At 61.3% G+C, this 18,775-nt stretch carries 15 protein-coding genes and 2 pseudogenes; 14 read left to right on the forward strand and 3 right to left on the reverse strand.

The window, feature by feature from the left end; genetic code table 11:
• Positions 1-6 precede the first annotated feature (6 nt).
• The 5 genes from ASE00_RS01850 (at position 7) to ASE00_RS01870 (ending at position 4,761) form a co-directional block, all read left to right on the forward strand.
• Positions 7-516, forward strand: a complete 510-nt coding sequence (locus ASE00_RS01850) for a sarcosine oxidase subunit gamma (RefSeq protein ID WP_162256393.1) — start codon at positions 7-9, stop codon at positions 514-516.
• Positions 513-1,355 carry a formyltetrahydrofolate deformylase gene (gene purU, locus ASE00_RS01855; RefSeq protein WP_056377324.1) on the forward strand — a complete coding sequence of 281 codons (843 nt, stop codon included), beginning with the start codon at positions 513-515 and terminating at the stop codon, positions 1,353-1,355. Before ASE00_RS01850 ends, purU begins: the two co-directional genes overlap by 4 nt.
• 136 nt (positions 1,356-1,491) lie before the next feature.
• Positions 1,492-1,995 (forward strand): MarR family winged helix-turn-helix transcriptional regulator, encoded by a 504-nt coding sequence (locus ASE00_RS01860; protein ID WP_056377325.1) that lies wholly within the window; start codon positions 1,492-1,494, stop codon positions 1,993-1,995.
• A gap of 46 nt (positions 1,996-2,041) precedes the next feature.
• A complete protein-coding gene (locus tag ASE00_RS01865; protein ID WP_056377327.1) occupies positions 2,042-3,883 on the forward strand; it encodes a flavin-containing monooxygenase in 1,842 nt (613 codons plus the stop codon).
• 242 nt (positions 3,884-4,125) lie between these two features.
• Positions 4,126-4,761, forward strand: a complete 636-nt coding sequence (locus tag ASE00_RS01870; protein ID WP_156405235.1) for a TetR/AcrR family transcriptional regulator — start codon at positions 4,126-4,128, stop codon at positions 4,759-4,761.
• An 84-nt stretch (positions 4,762-4,845) separates the two neighbouring features.
• Here the strand turns inward: ASE00_RS01870 and ASE00_RS01875 are convergent, their stop codons facing one another.
• Positions 4,846-6,801 carry a gamma-glutamyltransferase family protein gene (locus ASE00_RS01875; protein WP_200957865.1) on the reverse strand — a complete coding sequence of 652 codons (1,956 nt, stop codon included), beginning with the start codon at positions 6,799-6,801 and terminating at the stop codon, positions 4,846-4,848.
• Between the two features lie 625 nt (positions 6,802-7,426).
• Here ASE00_RS01875 and ASE00_RS01880 point away from each other — a divergent pair.
• The 4 genes from ASE00_RS01880 to ASE00_RS01895 all read left to right on the forward strand — a co-directional run bounded on the left by ASE00_RS01880 (position 7,427) and on the right by ASE00_RS01895 (position 12,869).
• On the forward strand, positions 7,427-9,397 hold the full coding sequence (locus ASE00_RS01880) for a TonB-dependent receptor (RefSeq protein WP_056377331.1): 1,971 nt from the start codon (positions 7,427-7,429) through the stop codon (positions 9,395-9,397).
• A 99-nt stretch (positions 9,398-9,496) separates the two neighbouring features.
• Positions 9,497-10,297, forward strand: coding sequence for an alpha/beta fold hydrolase (locus tag ASE00_RS01885; protein WP_162256394.1), 801 nt, complete (start codon positions 9,497-9,499; stop codon positions 10,295-10,297).
• A gap of 91 nt (positions 10,298-10,388) precedes the next feature.
• A complete protein-coding gene (locus tag ASE00_RS01890; RefSeq protein WP_056377334.1) occupies positions 10,389-11,498 on the forward strand; it encodes an FAD-dependent monooxygenase in 1,110 nt (369 codons plus the stop codon).
• Between the two features lie 99 nt (positions 11,499-11,597).
• Positions 11,598-12,869 carry an MFS transporter gene (locus tag ASE00_RS01895; protein ID WP_056377336.1) on the forward strand — a complete coding sequence of 424 codons (1,272 nt, stop codon included), beginning with the start codon at positions 11,598-11,600 and terminating at the stop codon, positions 12,867-12,869.
• A gap of 127 nt (positions 12,870-12,996) precedes the next feature.
• On the opposite strand, the pseudogene ASE00_RS24400 reads toward ASE00_RS01895, so the two are convergent.
• Positions 12,997-13,122, reverse strand: a pseudogene (locus tag ASE00_RS24400) (4-hydroxybenzoate 3-monooxygenase); the annotation flags it as partial.
• Between ASE00_RS24400 and ASE00_RS23255 the strand changes: the two are divergent.
• Positions 13,117-13,215, forward strand: a pseudogene (locus ASE00_RS23255) (oxidoreductase); the annotation flags it as partial. The pseudogenes ASE00_RS24400 and ASE00_RS23255 sit on opposite strands and share 6 nt — an antisense overlap.
• Positions 13,216-13,624: 409 nt before the next feature.
• Here ASE00_RS23255 and ASE00_RS01905 read toward each other — a convergent pair.
• Positions 13,625-14,569, reverse strand: a complete 945-nt coding sequence (locus ASE00_RS01905) for a class I SAM-dependent methyltransferase (protein WP_056377340.1) — start codon at positions 14,567-14,569, stop codon at positions 13,625-13,627.
• A 172-nt stretch (positions 14,570-14,741) separates the two neighbouring features.
• On the opposite strand from ASE00_RS01905, the gene ASE00_RS23700 reads away from it, so the two are divergent.
• Genes ASE00_RS23700 through kdpB form a run of 4 tightly spaced genes read left to right on the forward strand, consistent with a single transcriptional unit; the run spans position 14,742 to position 18,773 of the window.
• The gene (locus tag ASE00_RS23700; RefSeq protein WP_162256395.1) at positions 14,742-14,912 is read left to right on the forward strand and encodes a hypothetical protein; all 171 of its coding nucleotides are present in this window, start codon (positions 14,742-14,744) and stop codon (positions 14,910-14,912) included.
• Between the two features lie 10 nt (positions 14,913-14,922).
• Positions 14,923-15,012 (forward strand): potassium-transporting ATPase subunit F, encoded by a 90-nt coding sequence (locus ASE00_RS01910; protein ID WP_056377342.1) that lies wholly within the window; start codon positions 14,923-14,925, stop codon positions 15,010-15,012.
• Between the two features lie 12 nt (positions 15,013-15,024).
• Positions 15,025-16,728, forward strand: a complete 1,704-nt coding sequence (gene kdpA / locus ASE00_RS01915) for a potassium-transporting ATPase subunit KdpA (protein ID WP_056377344.1) — start codon at positions 15,025-15,027, stop codon at positions 16,726-16,728.
• Positions 16,729-16,739: 11 nt separating this feature from the next.
• The gene (gene kdpB, locus ASE00_RS01920; RefSeq protein ID WP_056377346.1) at positions 16,740-18,773 is read left to right on the forward strand and encodes a potassium-transporting ATPase subunit KdpB; all 2,034 of its coding nucleotides are present in this window, start codon (positions 16,740-16,742) and stop codon (positions 18,771-18,773) included.
• Positions 18,774-18,775: the final 2 nt, after the last annotated feature.

An 18,775-nucleotide genomic window follows, 5' to 3' on the forward strand; every position in this document is an offset into this window, starting at 1 on the left:
AAGACGGTGCGGCTCGCCAGCCTTTCCGGACTCGGCATAGCCAAATTGCAAGTCTGGCCCGACAATCCCGACGCGTGGTTCGCGCGCGCGCTCGGTGTCGTGGCGCCGACTGCCCTGACCGAGATCGAATCCGCGCCCGTGAGCATTGCCTGGATGGCACCCGGCGAATGGCTTGTCATCGGCCCCGAGACGGATGTCGAGCGGCTTCGTCAGCGGTCCGCTGACGCTGCCGGTGCATTTGGATTGATGGTCGATATCACCCACGGCCGGACCGTTTTCGAACTGAGCGGAAGCGGCGCCCGCAACGTCCTTGCCGCGCACAGTCCGCTCGACTTCGGCGATACCGCGATGCCGGTCGGAACCGCCTGCCGTTCGTTGCTATCCGATGCCGGTTTCTTCATCAGCCGCCGTCCTGATCGCGACGGTGAACCGTGCTTCCGGCTGATCGTGGATCAGACGATGGCCGACTATGCGGCGCGCATGCTGCGCGCAACCATTTCCGGAGATATTTTGTGACGACGACAAATCTGGTTTTGAAGTTTCGCGCTCCCGATCGGCCAGGTATCCTCTCCACGGTGACGCAGGCGCTGGCGTCGATCGGCTGCGACGTGCGCGAAGCCGCCGTCTATGGGGACGACGACACCGGGCGCTTCTTCCTTCGTATGGCCCTGACCAGCCCGCTTGGCCGCGAGGAGCTTGCACCCTTGGTCGCGCCGGTGGCCGCCGAGCTGTCGCTGGAATGGGAGTTGCAGGACCTTGGCCGCAAGGTGCCGGTGCTGCTCGCCGTCTCCAAATTCGGACATTGCCTGGTCGACATCATCCACAAGATGGAAATCGGCCAGTTGCCGATCGAGATCGTCGGGGTGGTCTCGAACCATGACACGATGCGCAAGACGGTGGAGTGGCATGGGCTTCCCTACCATCACCTGCCGATGAGCGAGGGGAAGGAAGCTCAGGAAGCCCGATTCCTGGAGATCATCGATGAAAGCGGCGCCGAACTGACCGTGCTGGCACGCTACATGCAGATCCTCTCGGACTCCTTTTCGCAGAAGCTGGCCGGACGATGCATCAACATTCACCATTCGTTCCTGCCGAGCTTCAAGGGCGCGAAGCCCTATCATCAGGCGCATGTCCGCGGCGTCAAGCTCATCGGTGCCACGGCGCATTTCGTGACCGCCGATCTCGATGAAGGACCAATCATCGAACAGGATGTGCGGCGCGTGAGCCATGTCACCTCCGCGGATGAGATGGTTGCGATCGGCCGGGAGGTCGAGGCTTCGGTGCTGTCGCGTGCGATACTCTGGTACAGCGAGCATCGCATATTCCAGAACGGCAACAAAACGGTTGTCCTATAGCCGCGCTTCGTCGCGCCCAGGGCGATATACTGCTGTGCGCGATGGCAATCGATCGATGATGGAGAACGGCTGCCAGAGTCCCTTGAATCGCCATTCGATTTGCAACGCTCGATAAAATACGGCATATCCATTTAATATGGATTCGCCACATTTTTCCGCCGCCGCCGTCGATGACGAGATCATGGAGCAGATGCGCGATCTGCATCTCAGGATGCATCGCCTTTTCAACGAGCTGCTAAAGCGGGCGGGCGCCTCGGTCGCCCAATTGAAACTCCTCGATCTGATCGACAAATGGGGCGTGGTGCGTTCTGCCGATATAGCCGAGGCGCTTGGGCAGGCACCGCGAACCGTGACCGACGCGCTGGACGGCCTCGAGCGAGATGGTCTCATCACCCGCATCGTCGATGCAAAGGACCGCCGGGCGAAACGGATCAGCTTGACGGAGGCAGGCCACAAGGTGCGGCGCGATGCTGCCCCCGTCCGCGAAGCCTATATGGTGCAGTTGCTGGACGTGCTGTCCGCAGACGAAAAAGCCAGTTATTTGAATATGTTGCACATGCTCAACGAGCGCCTCGTCGAGATGGGCGCCCCGCCTGTGCTTGGCGCTGGGGCGGAAGGGACGGCGATAGGCGAAAGCTAGCCTGATAGCCCGTAACCGGGCTCGATACGAACAGAGAGGAAGTTGAATGGCCACGACGGACGATGGCGCGCCCAATGTCGGCAGCCCTCATGACGCATTGGGTTTCGATCTCGCTGCGCTGCGGGAAAAATACCGCCGCGAACGCGACAAGCGGCTGCGGAGCGACGGTGAAAACCAGTATCTTGAGGTCGCCGGCCAATACGCCCGCTATGCGGAGGAAGACCCCTTTGCACCCCCCGGTTTTCGTCGTGCGCCGCTGACGGTCGAAACAGAGGTGGCGGTGATCGGCGGCGGATTCTCCGGTTTGCTGGCATCGGCGCGCCTGCGCGAGGCCGGTGTCCGGGACGTTCGCATCATAGAGGCCGGCGCCGACTTCGGCGGCGCCTGGTACTGGAACCGCTATCCGGGCGCCCAATGCGATATCGACAGCTATTGTTATCTGCCGGTGCTGGAAGAACTCGGCTATATGCCGAGTGAGAAATACACATATGCGCCCGAGATTTTCGAGCATTGCCAGAGGATAGGACGCAGTTTCAATCTCTATGAAGGAGCCCTTTTCCAGACGCGGGTGAAGGAGCTCCGATGGAATGCGGAGCGCAAGCTTTGGCATGTGCGTACGAACCTGGATGACGACATCGAGGCTCGCTTCATAGTGACGGCGACCGGCTCGACCAGCCGGCCAAAATTGCCCGGCATTCCCGGCATCGATACCTTCAAGGGGCGCAGCTTCCACACCTGCCGGTGGGACTATGATTATACCGGCGGAGATAACAAAGGCGGGTTGGCCAAACTGGCGGACAAGCGGGTCGCGATCATCGGCACCGGTTCCACCGCAATCCAATGCGTGCCCTATGTGGCGGCAGACGCAAGGCAGCTCCATGTTTTCCAGCGGACGCCATGTTCGGTCGATGTGCGGGGCAATGCTCCGACCGACCTTGCCTGGGTGGCAGGGCTCGAGCCCGGCTGGCAAGATGAGCGGCGTAACAACTTCGAAGATATCATCTCGGGCAAGCCCTTCGAAGTAGACCTCGTCGACGATGGCTGGACCGATATCTATCGCAACCTGCAGACCATGGTTTCCTTCGGCGAAAAGAAGGATGGCGAGAACCTAGACGCCCGGCTGCTGGCGGAGATCGCCGACTTCCAGAAGATGAACAAGATCCGCGACCGCGTGGATCAGATCGTTCGTGACCCCAGGACAGCCGAGGCGTTGAAGCCGTGGTATCGGCAGCACTGCAAGCGACCGGGGTTCAATGACGACTACCTTGAGGTTTTCAATCGGCCCAACGTTACCCTTGTCGACGTCAGCGACAGCCGGGGCGTGGAGGCGATCACCGAGACCGGTCTGGTGGCGAACGGCATCGACTATCCGGTCGACTGCATCATCTTTGCGACCGGCTTCGAGATCACGACCAGCCTTCGCCGGCGCATCGATTACGACGTCCTCGGGGAAGGAGGAACATCCATCTTCGATCACTGGTCCGCCGGGGTGCGGACGCTGCACGGCCACTCGACGCGCGGCTTCCCGAACTGGTTCGCCATTGGCATCAGCCAGAACGGCGTTTCGGCGAACAACACCTTCGCGTTCGATTCGCAGGCGCGGCACCTCGCCTACATCATCAGCCGGACGATCGGCCGCGGTGCTTCGACGGTTCAACCGACGGAAAACGCAGAGGCCGCCTGGGTTGCGGAGATCCGCAGTAAGTCATCGGTCAACCGGGAGTTCCTCGACGCCTGTACGCCCGGCTTCCACAATAATGAGGGCCGGTTCGGCGAAACCGTGGGCGCACATGCATTGGAAATATATGCGCCTGGAGCAAGAGCGTTCAACGCGATCCTCGCCGAATGGCGCGCAAACGGACAACTGGAAGGCCTCGAGTTCGGTTGATCCGTTCTTACGCCGCCCGAGAGCAAGGTCCGCGCTGCGCCGAGCCGCTATATGATCGGGCCCGCGCCTGAACCATCATTCTCATTGGCAAAAGCAGTCTCTGCCTGCTTGACAGAGCAGGTGGATTTGCTGCTCCATGCACAGACAATCCCGTGTCGTGAAGGCCGCGGCGTCGTTCCCTGTCTTCCGGTCAACAACGGTGTCGACCTTGGGCCTTTTCCCTCAGAGCTGAACAATTCGCGTTGAAAGATCGCCAGGACATGCCTCCGCCGAAGCCGAACGAAGCCGAAAAAAAGACGAAGCCCACGCGCCGCCGCGGAGCGGCGCTCGAGAAAGTGCTGCTGGAAGTCGCCTGGGAGCAATTGGCGGCGGTTGGCTATCGGAACTTTACCATGGAAGCCGTCGCCGATGGCGCGCGGACCAGCCGATCGGTCATCTATCGTCGATGGGCCAGCCGTGCCGAACTCGCGAGCGCGGCCATTGCCTCCCATCTGGCGCAAGATCCTATCGAAATGCCCGACCTGGGGTGTCTTCGTGACGAACTGCTCTGCGTCCTGCAGCAGTCGATGGATCGGGGCGCTTTCACTGCCGGGGTCATGGCGCGCGACATGGTGGATATCTATAGGGAGACCGGCACCACTCCGGCGGCTTTGCGGGAAGCTATCATGGGCACGGAGGGCGAACTTCTCAACCGCATGATCGAGCGGGCAATTTCGCGCGGCGAGTTGAGCGGGGAGGGGCTGACGCCGCGCATCATCTCGCTGGCGCGCGATCTTTTGCGTCATGAGCAATTCATGACGATGTCGCCGCCGCCGCATTCGGTAATCGTGGAGATACTGGACGACATCGTGATGCCGCTTCTGACACGCCGATCGTAGGGGAGAACTGACCGAGCGAACCGATTGGGGCGCATCTCGGGCGGGTTGCGGCGGATGTGCCTGTTCGCCCGGCTGGAGCGGCTATCAGGAAGCGATGGCGTAGCTTTGGCGTCTTGGGTCTGCGGCGGCGGTGCGGATGCCGGTAGCGGGATCGAGGCTGGCGACACAGACGCTGCCGGCGCGCCAGGTGCGTTCGGGCCATGGCGCGACGTCGTGGCCCATGTCGCGAAGGGCAGCGAAGGTTCGCTGATCGATCGATGCTTCGACGTTGAGGCGGCCGACGAGGCGGGAATGTGGTTCGAAGGAATCGGGGAAGTCATAGGTTGCGAAGCGGGGCGCCTCGACGGCTTCCTGCGGGTTCATCCCGAACAGGTGCATGTTGAGAAACACCTGGGTCATGGATTGGAGCTGGACGTCGCCGCCGGGGGTACCGATGGCCATGATCCGTCCGTCGCTAAACGCTGCGATGGCGGGGCTCGGCGTCAGGCGCGGCCTTTTCCCCGGGGCTACCGACGAGGGGTGGGCGGGGTCCGCCCAGGATTGCGAGCCGCGGGACGATGGGCAGATGCCGGTTCCGGGGATGACGGGGGTGTCCATCGAGACGTCGCTGGGCGTGGCGGAAAAGACGTTGCCGTCGCGATCGACGACACAGACATAGGATGTGGTTCCGGGGATGACGGGGGTGTCCATCGAGACGTCGCTGGGCGTGGCGGAAAAGACGTTGCCGTCGCGATCGACGACACAGACATAGGATGTGTCGAGCGTAACGGTTTCCCGGCCGGAGACGCCTTCGGCGACAGTGGCGCGGCGCAGGTCGATCCGGGCCGCCGCCTGTGCGGCATGTTCGCGCGAGAGCAGCCGGTCGAGGGGCACGTCGACATGATCGGGGTCGCCGAAATAGCGGTCCCGGTCCGCGAAGGCGATCTTGAGCGCCTCGGTCAGGCGGTGGATGTAGGCGACCGAATTATGCTGGAGCGAGCGCAGGTCGAGGCGATCGGCGATCCGCAGCGCCTGGATCATCGAAGGCCCCTGGCACCAGGGCCTGGGCGTGCAGAGTTCGAAGCCGTCGAAGGCGGCGATGACGGGTTTCTCGACAGGGGTGCGGTAGCTTGCGAGATCGCCGGCCGAGAGCAGGCCGCCATGTTCGCGATGGAACGTCAGGATGCGCGAGGCGATATCACCCTTGTAGAAGGCGTCGCGCGCGGCCTGCAGCCCGTCGAGCCGGTCACCGCTGACGGCGGCTTCGGCGTCCACCATATATTGGATGGTGCCTGCCAGGTCGCTCTGGACGAACAGCTCGCCGGGTTGCGGCGGGCGGCCCTGGGGGAGATAGATGGCGGCGTTCGAACTCCACCGGGCATATTCGTCGGCGAAGGCGGAGATGATGCTCGACATGAGCGGATACATGACGAAGCCGTCGCGGGCGTTCGAACTCCACCGGGCATATTCGTCGGCGAAGGCGGAGATGATGCTCGACATGAGCGGATACATGACGAAGCCGTCGCGGGCGAAGCGGATGGCGTCCTCGGCGACTTCGCCGAAGGTCCTGGTGCCGAACCTGGAGAGGGCGGTGATCCAGGCGTCGGGGGCCGCGGGGACGACGGTGCGCAGGACGCCCTCGGGGATGGTGCCTGCCGCATGCCGGACGAAATAGTCGGGGGTGATGGCGCGTGGCCATGTTCCCAGGCCTGCGACGGCATGGGTCTGCGCGGTTTCGGCGATGCGGACCAGCATGGGGGCGACGCCTGCGAAATTGACCACGTCGCTCTGGACGACGGCAATGACGAGCCCGGCGGCGACACCGGCATCGACCGCGTTGCCGCCATTGTCGAGGATGCGGAACGCCGCCTGCGCGGCGAGGGGATGGCCGGCGGAGACCGCCTGGCGCGTGCCGCCCTGCAGCGGGCGGCTCAGCGCCTTGAACGGGCTCTCGGTGTTCCGCTGCGTCAGGCTCTTGCTGGCGTTTTCGATCTCGAAGCCTCCCCGTAACTGATAAGCCGGCGGGTAACTCGCTTCAGCGATCACAGCCAATATCAACACTTCATGCGCTCAATTCAGCCTCGGTATTGGTGATTGAGAAAGGGCGGTTGAGCGGAGGGATACCTGCTACGAATATTATCCATGATTAAGTAGTAAGGGATATGTTTCGGTTTCATTGCTATCGTCGATAAACGGATTGCGGTCAGCCGTTTTTCCAAGCTGCATGACTGATGGAGCCGATGGCGAATTTCACGTTGCAGATATCGCGCAATGCTCGTTCGCCCGATGGTGAAAAAGCTCCGCCATCTCATTGCTCGAAAATCGAGCGAAATGACGATCGTATCTTTCTGAATTGCGTGGCTTGTATCGGAATATTGGCCAGTTTTCCGTGGAGGAAATTGCAGAATACCGAAGCGATATTATAATAAAGTTACATAAAACATAAATGATCTGCTGATGATATTTCAGAGGATAACGCAAGCGGAAGGGGAAAATTATGCAATCTCATGAGAATGCCATCAAAACTCGCGGTATTCCTTCCGGGCTCCGCGCAGTTCGGCCACATCATCGCTTTGCGATAGGTGTTTCGGCGCTTGCTCTGGTTCTGTCGGCCAGCCCAAGTAGCGCGGAGGAGGGGGCTTCGGCTTCGTCCGGATCACATGAGGTTGCGGTCGATGAGATCGTCGTGCAGGCACGCAAGCGCGACGAGGTGCTGTCGAAAATTCCGGAAACGATCAGTGTCGTGACCGCCGCGCAGATCGAGAAGGCGGGCGTCAGGAGTGTCGACGATATCGGGCGCTTGACGCCGAACGTCAGGCTCAACCAGCGGCAGGACAATGAGCCGAACGTCGTGATCCGCGGCGTCGGTTCGTTCGGCAACACGCAGGGCGTGGGCTTCTACATCGACGACGTGCAGAATTTCACCGACCAGACTGCCGCGGTGGAGGACGTCGAGCGCATCGACATCCTCAAGGGGCCGCAAGGCACGCTCTATGGCGGCAGCAACGTCGGCGGCGCCATCAAATATGTGATGGCGAAGCCGACGGACAAGTTCGGTCTCCAGGCGCGGGCGGAATATGGAACGTTCGACACGACCAGGCTGTTCGGCGCGATCAACGTGCCCGTCGCAGAGACGTTGGCGGTACGGGTGTCCAGCTATTACAAGCGCACGGATGGCTTCGTCAGGAACGTGTTCCTGGACAGGCAGTCCGATGCGAAGAAGGAATGGGGGATCCGCGGCGCGCTCCGCTGGACCCCGACCGACGCGCTGACCGTCGACCTGAGCTACCGGCATAATCAGGTGCATACCGGCGGCAACGTCTATGTCGTATATACCGGCGACGATTATTCCCGCGAAGTGTCGTACGACCAGCAGGGGTCTCACAAGCGCGTCGTCGATGGCGGCATCCTGACCGCCAAATATGACATGGGTTTCGCCGATTTCACGTCGGTCACGTCCTACACGCGTCGGAAATATTCATTCCGGACCGACCAGGATTACTCGCCCTTCGATGTTCTGGTCACGATCATCGGCCCGAACAACGAGACGAAAGTCTTCACGCAGGAAGCGCGGCTCGCATCATCCGGTGAAGGTCCGTTCACATGGCTGGTCGGCGCCTACTACGCCCAGATCGACGACCCGAGCCCGCTTTCCCGTACTACATTGCATGTCGGACTGGATATGCCCCCGCCGCCGGATGGGATCGGGCCTGGGCCATTTGATATCCCGCTCTATGATCTCACCGGAAAATTTCGCCAGAAGGCCGTGTTCGGCACCGTCGGCTATCGCACCGGTCCGTTCAAGATCGAAGCCGGTCTGCGCGTCGGGCGCAGCGAATTCAGTGAGACGTTCCGGAATTTCGGAGCCAGCGCGAAATCGAATGGCACCAAGGTCCTGCCGAAGTTCACCCTTTCCTACGATGTCGATAATAATATGATATTGTACGGAAATATCGGGGTAGGCTCCGAGCCTGGCCGCGTGAACACGACGAGCCCGGTCCCCTACAAGGCGGAGCAAGCCACGAGTGTCGAGTTCGGCCTCAAGGGTTCGGCGCTCGATCGCCGGCTGAACTTCGATCTGGCCGCTTTCTACATCGACTATAAGGATCGCCAGCTGGAAACCCAGTTCCTGGATTCCAATGGCGTTCTGACCGAGGCGATCACCAATATCGGCAAGTCGCGCGGTTACGGTGTCGAGGCGGGCCTCACCTATCGCCCGATCCGCGAACTGACCTTCTCGGCTTCTGGCGGATATCTCCATTCCAAATGGCATGACAAGAACGCCCAATATCAGTTCCAGTCGGTCGATGGGCTTTACGTCGCGAACTCTCCGAAGTTCACCGGCAATGCGAGTGTCGACTATACCCAGGAGATTGGCGGCGACCTCGCGTTGGGCTTACGGGCTGAAGTCAGCCACACCTCGTCCTTCTTCTGGGATGTGCTGAACACCGGCAAGCAGAAAACCTATGATCTCGTGAACTTGCGGGCCTCGCTGGGCCGGACGGACTCGGGATGGGAGTTCGCCATCCGCGGCGAGAATGTGTTCAACAAGAAATATTATGACGACGCGGTTCCCAATATCTTCGGGCCGGGCGTAAGCGTCGGCGCGCCGGGAAGACCCGCAAGCATAACGGCATCCATCAGTCTGAAATATTGATCCTGCAGGAGGCTCGTCACCGGAGCGGAGGCCGGTGGCGAGCATCCTCGCGGGCAACGGCATTCTTGTAGCGCAACAATCCTTATGGAGAAAATCTCCGTGGTTCAGACGAAATTCCAGGACGCCGGCAAGCTTCGGGTTCGATACAAAGTTGCCGGCGACGGAGTTCCCCTGATCCTGCTACACGGCGGAACAAGCGATGGTGGCATGTTCGCCGATATATTGCCCTATCTCGCAGAGTCGTTCCTGACGATCGCCTACGATCAGCGCGGCTGCGGGGGGACGACCTGCGAAGACAGCTCGGATTACAGCCTAGAAGATCTTGCCGACGATGCCGCCGCCTTCATCGAGGCGCTCGGTTATGAGAAGGCGCATATATTGGGCCATTCGGCCGGGGGACTCGTCGCGCAGTTGCTGGCCGTCCGCTCGCCACGGCGGGTCGACAAGCTGATCCTGCAGTCCACCGCGCCCATCACGGCTTTCAAGAAGACCCTGAATGATGGAGCGATTCAGAACTACAACAAGAAGCGTGCCGAAGGTGGGGTGCATGCTGCGGCGGAATTATTCACGACACCCGACTATATCGCCGAACATCCCGAGTTCGTGGACAAGCTGATCGAGCTACAGAAATCGGTTGCGCCCGAGGCGATGGCGCAGCGTCTGAAAGCGCTGCAGACGTTCGACATCGACAACGTCGATTTGAGCCGGATCACCATGGAAACGCTGGTGATCTATGCGGAGTGTGACCAGCTGGTCGAACGCGCTTCGGTCGAACAGATGGCCAATGAAGTGCTTCCCCATGCACGGCTGGAAATTTTTCGGGGCGCCGGGCATGCCGGCGTCCTGCAATATCCCGAAGGCTATGCGCAATTGGCGACCTCGTTCCTCAAGGGCCGATAGCGATAACCAGCCATTTGGCGGGCTGATGTCTCCCCGCCGACCGAGCAGAGCATCACGACGATCGATGAAATATGCAGGAGCATTGAGTAAGATGAAGATATTGGTTTGTGGCGCTGGCGTAGCCGGCCTGTCGGCGACCCTATACCTGAAGCGTGCGGGCCATGAGGTCACGACCCTGGAGACGGGCCCCAAACTACGCACTGCCGGCGGCCCCGTCGACGTCCGCGGCGACGCATTGGATTTCGTGAAGGAGCTCGGCCTGTGGGACGAGATGAAGGCGCACGAGGTCCATATGACCGACGACATGTACTTCATCGACAAGGATGGCAAAAAAGCCGCGTCGTTCCCCCACAATGCCATCAAGGATTCGCCCGATGACCTCGAGATCGAGCGCGTCGCCCTGATCCCCATCCTGGCCCGCGAGGCCGGCATCGAGACCTTCCGCTTCGGGACCACGATCGAGAGCCTCGACGATCGCGGTAACCATGTTCACGTCAAGCTCACCGACGGCACCGAGGATGATTACGACCTCGTCATCGGTACCGATGGCGTCCACTCCTTGACGCGCAAATTGGCATTCGGACGGCCGGAGGCGGACTTCGCGCACTTTCTCGGCGTCTATGTCGGCTTTGCGCCGATTGGACCGACGGGCCCGGAAGGCACGCCCTCGGTCAACTTCAACACGCCGGGCAAGCTCATCGGCTGCGTCCAGTCACGCGATTGCGAATATGCGGTGATGATGTTCCGCTCGCCCCAGCTGTCCTATGACTATCGCGACCCCGCGGCGATCCGGGACATTATCCGCAATACCTACACCGACGACCTGTGGCGGACCCAGGAGATGGTCGAGCGCTCCGTCAACAATGACGGGTTGTGGATGGACGAGGCCACGCAGATCAAGATGGACAGCTGGCGCAAGGGACGGGTTTTCCTCGTCGGCGACTCCGCCCACTGCGCTACGCCGCTGTCGGGCCGGGGTGTCTCGATCGCCATAAGCGGCGCCCGCTTCCTTACGATGGCTCTCAACGAGTTTCCCAACGATATCGACGCCGCATATGCCCGATATGAAGAGCTCCAGCGTCCTTATGTCGATCACGCCCAGGCCACCGTCTACGAGGGCATCGGTATAGTGCTGCCCGAGTCTTATGAAGAGATCGATGCTCGCAACGAGATGGTGAGGCAAATGATGAGCGAGGCTTGAGGCCATCACCGAAGACCGCCGTCTGGAAGGAGCGACCTCGGATATATCCGACGGTCGCCTCTTTTTCCAACGCCGACGACCTGTTGTTTCCAGACCGGGGTGGATATCAAGATGATGCATGAATCTCGCCACCCAGGTTCTTCATATCTGCTCTTCGTTCTGTTCATCACTCTCGCGGTGGCGTTCGTCGATCGGCAGATGCTCAATATTCTGGTTGATCCCATCCGTGCGGACACGGGATTGACCGACACCCAGATCGGAATGCTTCAGGGACCGGCCTTCATCATAACCTATACGCTCTGCATGTTTCCCGTCGCCTGGTTGTCCGATCGCTTTTCCCGCAAGCTCGTCATCATCGTCAGTCTGATATCGTTCAGCCTAATGACCTTCCTGTTCGGTATCGCAGAGGGTTTCCTTGGCCTCCTGCTGACCCGGGCCGGGGTCGCCATCGGTGAGGCTGCGATCACGCCCGCCGCCGTGTCCCTCATTCGCGAAAGCCGCCCGCCCGAGAAGCAAGCGTTCGCAATGGGCGTGTTCGGCACCGGCGTCTATGTCGGTTCGGGCCTCGCGCTGATGGTCGGCGGTTCGGGCTATCAGGCGATTTTCAATGTTACGGGAGACGCCTCGGCCTGGCGCTGGCTGTTCATGCTGTGCGCGGGCCTGGGGCTTTTGGTGATCCTGTTCGTGATCTTCATGAAGGAGCCCGTGCGGATCGAGAGCAATCGAACCGATCCGGCGGACGACAGCTCGATGGCCGCATTTTTCCGGCATATTCGCGGGATGCTCAAGATCGTCGTTCCGTTTCTCATGGCATTTATCTGCATAAGTGCCATGTCGATGGCCATTCTCTCATGGTTCCCGGCCATGCTGACGCGTGCGGGCTGGTCGTTCCAATCCGCTGGCTTCGCGCTCGGCATCGCCAACCTGGTGGGGGGAGCGTGCGGTGCTTTGTCGAGCGGACATATCGCAGGGCTGCTCGCCCGACGGGGCATATCCTATCCGGCCATCCGCATTCTGACTGCCGTGACGATTTTGTTCGGCATCTCGGCGGCGGCTACGGCGATGGCGATCTCTCCGGTTCTGGCCATCATCTTTGCGGGGCTGACGATGGCCGGATCCGGGGCGATCGCCACCATGGGGGTATATGGTTTTCAATCGCTGTTTCCGTCCAAGTTCAGCGCGAGGGCGGTTGCGTTTTATATGGTATTGTCCGGAACGCTGGGTGCCCCGCTCGGGCCGCTCGTGGTGCCGATGGTCATCGATCTGGCAAATGGCAGTCTTCAACTTGCCATCGCGATCGTCGCACTTACCGGTACGGCCCTCGCACTGCTTTGTCTTGCACCCATATTCGTAAAGTTCTCGAAACAGTGATGCGCCGACAATTTTTCTCGATTAATTCGTAACATTTTTAGCCATTCTTGGCTCATGTAATTCGTACGCTTCGATGGTGTCTCGGCTGGATAATGGCACGTCCCCGTCTTATTATTGGAATAATGCTCTAGAGAGGAAGGCCCACATAATTTTCCGCGATCGCGGTTTGGGCGGCTTCGGACGACGCTATATAATCCAGATCGGCGATCTGAATCCTTCGATCAAAAGGTGTCGTTTCCGGAAAACGAAAGAGCCGATCGACGTCAGTCAGGTCGACATATCGATGAACGGCATCGAACTGCAGGACCGCGAGTTCATCGCCGCGATCCGGGAAGGGCGCGTTCCAAGGATTGGGGGGCTGGACCAACTCAACGAGGGCAACGGCGATACTGTAACAATAAAGCCTGCTGAAGCTGCGATGGAGTACCCGGCAACATCGCTGAGCCTATGGTTTTTCTTGCCCGGCCTGGTTTCGGCCACGGTCGTCCCAAAGAGGGCAGTCATCCCGGTTGCCGCCTCATCCTAAGGGCATAAGGTGAACAGCGGATTTCGGATCCGATGGGGAGTATGCGGCCAGTCTTGGTGACGGCACTGTCGGGACATCCATCGGCTGGTTGCGATTGAAATATCCGATGACCGGTTGGGCCTGCCATTACGTCAGATCGCTCGAAAAAAAAGGAGCGGGTGAGGACGAGCCTCACCCGCCCAGGGCCCGCAGTCTGGGAGGAACGGTTGTCAGCTGCGAGGTCGGGTAGTCAGCGAGCGGGGATGCGAGCGCGTGGCAGGCCGACGAGGAGGAGGTGGACCGCCTGGTCCACGAAGGCAGGATCGGACGCGTAGCGGCGTTCGAGCATGTCGAGTGTCGGATCCGGCTTGGCCGAGGATGGTGTCATAGCGCCCCAGTTTGGATGCGGAGCGAAACGCTGCCGGAAGATGTCGAGGCCGGAAAGCTCGGCAATCGAGACATAGGGTGCGAAAAGGCGGCGCAGTTCGTTTGATGAGAAGAGGTGCGATGCCATCGATAGATGGCGACCGTCCGCCATCACGACATCCATGCGGCCTGCAAGATTATCCTGCTGGAAGGCCCGCGCGCGATCGATGGGCTGGACATAGATGGTCGGCGGCCCCTTGACCGTGCGGACGGTCGCGATCAGGGCGCTTTTCGTTATCCGGCTGAGTTCGCGCGCGACGCCTTCGTGCAATTCCGCTGGAAGATGGTTGAGGACATTGTAGAGGCAGAGTGTCACGTCGAAGCTGTCGTTACGCAGGCTCTGCGTCGCGTTTGCGATATCCGCGACGTAGAAGCGAAGCGCGATATGAGTGTCGATCAGGTCGATGGCCAGGCGGTGGGCCTGCACGATCATTTCCGGTGAGATGTCGAAGCCCTCGCCCTCGATCGTGGTGAAGCCGAGTTGTCGAGCACGCTGCACGGCCTGGATCAACCACAGGCCAGGCCCGCACCCGGCATCCAGAATGCGGACGCTGGTCATGCCGGCCGAGCGCATGGCGACGAGTTCGCCGTCGATGCGCGCCCAGATCTGGCGATCGACTTTGCCACTGCCGCGACCCGCAAGGCGCAGGCTGCATGGCTCACCATCGACCTGGTTAAGGAAGGCGGCGCTGTAGGCGTCATAGGCAGCGGCCGTAAGCTCGCAGAGAGAAACGGGCTCCGATGGAGCGGGTAGGGCTGATTCGTACATGTGAGGCGTCTCGATAAAACGCGTTTTCGATGCCCCCGATATCGACTTGCAGACGTTTGAACTCCACGGCTTCGCCTCGGCTTTTGCATAGTAAAAAACATATGCTCAGGCGGCAGTAATCGGTCGAACCGGCGACGGATCACGTTTTACCTCAAAAACTTATGCAAAACTTATGTCTTCGATGCTGCCCGCATCTCGAAAATCAATGCGGCAAGCGCCTAATGCCTCAATCCTGGTGTCAATCTTTCAGGAGGCGGCGATGGAAGATCTGCCGTGGATCGCTCTTATATTCACATTGCTCATCGCGACGCTGGCTTACGTCCGGCTCTGCGAAAAAGCGTGAGGAGCGCCGCATGACTATCGATCTCTGGCTCGCCGCGATCACCGCGGGCGGGCTTCTTCTTTATCTCGTGGCCGTGCTCGTCCGGCCCGAACGTTTCTGATCGGAGAGCCCCATGACCATCCAGGGCTGGATCCTCATCCTCGTCTTCATCGGCATATTGCTGGCGCTCACCAAGCCCGTCGGCCTGTGGCTGTTCGCGCTCTACGAAGGCCGACGTACGCCGCTGCACACCGTGCTCGGTCCCATCGAAGCGGGCTTCTACAAGCTCGCCGGCATCGATCCGTCGGTCGAACAGAGCTGGCGGCGCTACGCCGTCCACATGCTCATCTTCAACGCTGTTCTGCTCGCTTTCACCTATGCGATCCTTCGCCTGCAGGGCCTCCTGCCGCTCAATCCGCTCGGATATCCGGGCGCGAGCGGCCATCTAGCCTTTAACACCGCGACAAGCTTCACCACAAACACCAACTGGCAGAGCTATGGCGGTGAATCGACCTTGTCGAACTTCAGCCAGATGGTCGGCCTAACCATCCACAACTTCCTGTCGGCTGCGACGGGTATCTCGCTCGCTTTCGCTCTGTTCCGCGGTTTCGCGCGGCGGCAAGCCAGCACGATCGGTAATTTCTGGGCCGACGTGACGCGCGTGACGCTCTATGTGCTACTCCCGATCTGCTTCGCCTATGCGATCGTGCTCATCGCGAACGGCGTGCCGCAGACCCTGGCCGGGTCGGTCGACCTCACAACGCTCGAAGGCGTCAAGCAGACGCTCGCGCTCGGGCCGGTCGCGAGTCAGGAAGCGATCAAGATGCTCGGCACCAATGGTGGCGGCTTCTTCAACGCGAATTCGGCTCACCCGTTCGAAAATCCGAACGCCTTCACCAATCTGCTGCAGATGCTGTCGATCTTTCTGATCTGCTTCGGCCTGACCTGGACCTTCGGCAAGGCCGTCGGCAACACCCGCCAGGGATGGGCGATCCTCTCGGCAATGGTGATCCTGTTCCTCGCCGGCGTCACCGTCACATATTGGCAGGAAGCGGCCGGCAACCCGGTGCTCCACGGCCTCGGCGTCTCCGGCGGCAATATGGAGGGCAAGGAGGTCCGCTTCGGCATCGCCGCCTCGTCGCTTTTCTCAGTCATCACCACGGCGGCATCTTGCGGCGCGGTCAATGCGATGCATGACAGCTTCACGGCGCTTGGTGGCCTGATCCCCCTCTTCAACATCCAGCTCGGCGAGGTCGTCATCGGTGGCGTCGGCGCGGGCATCTACGGCTTCCTGCTGTTCGCCATATTGGCGGTGTTCGTTGCCGGGCTGATGGTGGGCCGGACGCCCGAATATGTCGGCAAGAAGATCGAAGGTCGCGAGGTAAAGCTCGCGGTGCTGGCGATCGCCGTGCTGCCGCTGATCATCCTCGGCTTTACCGCGATCAGTTCGGTGCTGGAGCAGGGGCTGGCGGGGCCGCTCAACAAGGGACCGCATGGTTTCTCGGAGATCCTCTATGCCTTCACCAGCGCAGTGGGGAATAACGGCTCTGCCTTTGCCGGCCTGACGGCGAACACGCCCTATTACAATGCGATGCTCGGCATCGCGATGTGGATCGGGCGCTTCTTCATCATCGTGCCGATGCTGGCGATCGCCGGCTCGCTCGCAGCGAAGAAATACACGCCGGAAACCGCCGGCTCCTTCCCGACAACCGGTCCGCTCTGGATCGGCCTGCTCGTCGGGATCGTGCTGATCGTCGGTGGTCTCACCTTCCTGCCCAGCCTCGCGCTCGGCCCCATCGCCGATCATCTCGCGATGATCCGCGGTCAACTCTTCTGATCGGACTTGCCATGAGCAAAACCGCAACCAAATCCGCATCGAAATCGATGTTCACGCCCGAGCTGCTCGGGCCGGCGGCGGGCGACGCCTTCCGCAAGCTCAACCCGAAAGAACTGATCCGTAATCCGGTGATGTTCACCACGGCGGCCGTCGCCTTGCTGCTGACCGTGCTGGTGGTGGTCGGCAGTGACGGACTGACCATGGGCTTCAAGCTCCAGCTGGTCATCTGGCTGTGGCTGACGGTCCTGTTCGGCACCTTCGCCGAAGCGCTCGCCGAGGGGCGCGGCAAGGCGCAGGCCGCTTCACTGCGTGCCACCAAGGCGGAACTGACCGCCAAGAGGGAAGACGGCAGCCAGGTCGCCGCAAGCCAGCTTCATGCCGGCGACGTGGTGGTCGTCACCACCGGCGAACTGATCCCCGCGGACGGCGAGGTCATCGCCGGCGTCGCCTCCGTCAACGAGGCGGCGATCACCGGCGAAAGCGCGCCGGTGATCCGCGAAGCCGGCGGCGACCGCTCGGCCGTCACGGCCGGCACGCGGGTGATCTCCGATGAGATTAAGGTTCGGGTGACCGCCGAGCCGGGCCAGGGCTTTCTCGATCGCATGATCGCTCTGGTGGAAGGCGCCGAGCGGCAGAAGACGCCGAACGAGATCGCGCTGACCATCCTGCTCGTGGGTCTGACGATCATCTTCCTGATCGCGGTCGGCACGATCCCGAGCTTTGCGACCTATGCGGGCGGCAGCATCCCCGTGGCGATTCTCGCGGCGTTGCTGATCACCCTGATTCCAACGACGATCGCGGCGCTTCTGTCGGCTATCGGTATAGCCGGCATGGACCGTCTCGTTCGATTCAATGTGCTGGCCAAGTCCGGCCGAGCGGTCGAGGCGGCGGGCGACATCGACACGCTGCTGCTCGACAAGACCGGCACAATCACTGTCGGCGATCGGCAGGCGACCGAGTTCAAGCCGGTCGGTGGTGTCAGCGTTACGGAACTTGCCGAGGCCGCGTTGCTGGCGAGCCTCGCCGATGAGACGCCGGAAGGCCGATCGATCGTCGTCCTCGCGCGCGAGAAGTTCGGCGTGAAGACTGCGTCGCTGCCGGCGGACGCTGAGGTTGTCCCCTTTACGGCGCAGACCCGGATTTCGGGGATCAAGACCAGCGGATCGACGATCCAGAAGGGCGCGGTGGATTCGGTTTTCCGGGCCAATCCGGGATCGGGTGAAGGTCGCGAGGCCCAGGAGCTTCGCAGGGCGACCGACGAGATCGCGCGGGCCGGGGGAACCCCGCTGGCGGTTGCGAAGGATGGCCGCCTGCTCGGCGCGATCTTCCTCAAGGATATCGTCAAGGCGGGGATCCGCGAGCGGTTCGGCGAACTGCGGCAGATGGGCATTCGCACGGTGATGATCACCGGCGACAACCCGCTCACCGCCGCGGCGATCGCGGCCGAGGCGGGGGTCGACGACTTCCTTGCCCAGGCGACGCCCGAGGACAAGCTGGAGCTGATCCGCAAGGAGCAGGCGGGCGGCAAGCTCGTCGCGATGTGCGGCGATGGGACGAACGACGCTCCAGCGCTGGCTCAGGCCGATGTCGGCGTGGCGATGAACACCGGCACCCAGGCCGCGCGCGAAGCCGGTAACATGGTCGACCTCGACAGCGACCCGACCAAACTGATCGAGGTGGTCGGCCTCGGCAAGCAACTGCTGATGACGCGCGGTGCGCTCACGACCTTCTCGGTCGCCAATGACGTCGCGAAATATTTCGCGATCATCCCGGCGATGTTCATCGTGCTCTATCCCGATCTCGGGGTGCTCAATGTGATGGGGCTGGGGACGCCGCAATCGGCGATCCTGTCGGCGATCATCTTCAACGCGCTGATCATCCCGTTGCTGGTGCCGCTGGCGCTCAAGGGCGTAACCTACCGTCCCATCGGTGCGGGGCCGCTGCTGGCCCGCAACCTCGCCATTTATGGCTTCGGTGGCCTGTTAGCGCCCTTCATCGGCATCAAGCTGATCGATCTGGCCGTGAACGGCCTCGGTCTCGCATAGGA

Origin of the sequence: Sphingomonas sp. Root710 (assembly GCF_001429065.1) — a bacterium.
GTDB lineage: Bacteria > Pseudomonadota > Alphaproteobacteria > Sphingomonadales > Sphingomonadaceae > Rhizorhabdus.

Coding starts and splice junctions, on each gene's coding strand:
- ASE00_RS01905 (WP_056377340.1), bottom strand. CDS start 14,569: ATGTACGAATCAGCCCTACCCGCTCCATCGGAGCCCGTTTCTCTCTGC.
- kdpA (WP_056377344.1), top strand. CDS start 15,025: ATGACCATCCAGGGCTGGATCCTCATCCTCGTCTTCATCGGCATATTG.
- ASE00_RS01890 (WP_056377334.1), top strand. CDS start 10,389: ATGAAGATATTGGTTTGTGGCGCTGGCGTAGCCGGCCTGTCGGCGACC.
- ASE00_RS01860 (WP_056377325.1), top strand. CDS start 1,492: ATGGATTCGCCACATTTTTCCGCCGCCGCCGTCGATGACGAGATCATG.
- ASE00_RS23700 (WP_162256395.1), top strand. CDS start 14,742: ATGTCTTCGATGCTGCCCGCATCTCGAAAATCAATGCGGCAAGCGCCT.
- ASE00_RS01865 (WP_056377327.1), top strand. CDS start 2,042: ATGGCCACGACGGACGATGGCGCGCCCAATGTCGGCAGCCCTCATGAC.
- ASE00_RS01910 (WP_056377342.1), top strand. CDS start 14,923: ATGACTATCGATCTCTGGCTCGCCGCGATCACCGCGGGCGGGCTTCTT.
- kdpB (WP_056377346.1), top strand. CDS start 16,740: ATGAGCAAAACCGCAACCAAATCCGCATCGAAATCGATGTTCACGCCC.